Annotated in this window: 1 pseudogene; it reads right to left on the bottom strand. The window is 36.2% G+C overall.

The features are described 5' to 3' along the window. Window positions 1-669 (bottom strand): annotated as a pseudogene (locus tag RH81_RS17070) (hypothetical protein); the annotation flags it as partial.

The following is a 669-nucleotide window of genomic DNA, read 5'->3' as shown; positions in this document are numbered from 1 at the left end:
TACTCCAAAGCCATCACTATCTGCATCACAATACTCTAATGGTGTAGGTGTATTAGCTATAGGCGCCTGCTCTACAATTAATGTTAAAACTGTTGTGGCATAACAGCCTGTATTAATATCCTGTACACGTACGAAAATTATTTGTCCATTAACGATGTTTGTATAAGGTACAGGTAAAGGATTTAATGCAGCATCTGCATCCCCTTGGGTTAAATAATAACTCACAGAATAATTAGGATTGTTTCCCGTTATTTCCTGATTCTTTATGGAAATATCTATACTCGTTAAACCATCAGGAATACCATCGTCACAAACCTCTAAATCAGTCGGAAATACTAATAATGGTAATGGATTTACTACTAATTCAAAACTACCCGTTGCAACACAACCTGTTGTTGTACTAACAAGCGCATAGAAAATCGGTTGTGGATTACTCGTATTACTATATGGACTTGCGAGTGGATTAACTAATCCTTGTGCATCTGCCAAAGTCTCATAATAACTAACAGTCACTAATTGACCATCTGATATCTCTGCATCTTTACTCGTTAAATCAAACTGCTCAATCTCATCTCCAGGATTGTTATCATCACACAACTCATAAGGTGTAACTTCAAGCGTGTTTGGTATTGGATTTACTAGCAAAATAAGCTCAACAGTATCATAACA

Origin of the sequence: Psychroserpens jangbogonensis (assembly GCF_000797465.1) — a bacterium.
Classification (GTDB): Bacteria; Bacteroidota; Bacteroidia; order Flavobacteriales; family Flavobacteriaceae; genus Psychroserpens; species Psychroserpens jangbogonensis.
Note: the sequence above shows the minus strand (reverse complement) of the source record. Positions and strands in the feature narration are given on the sequence as shown.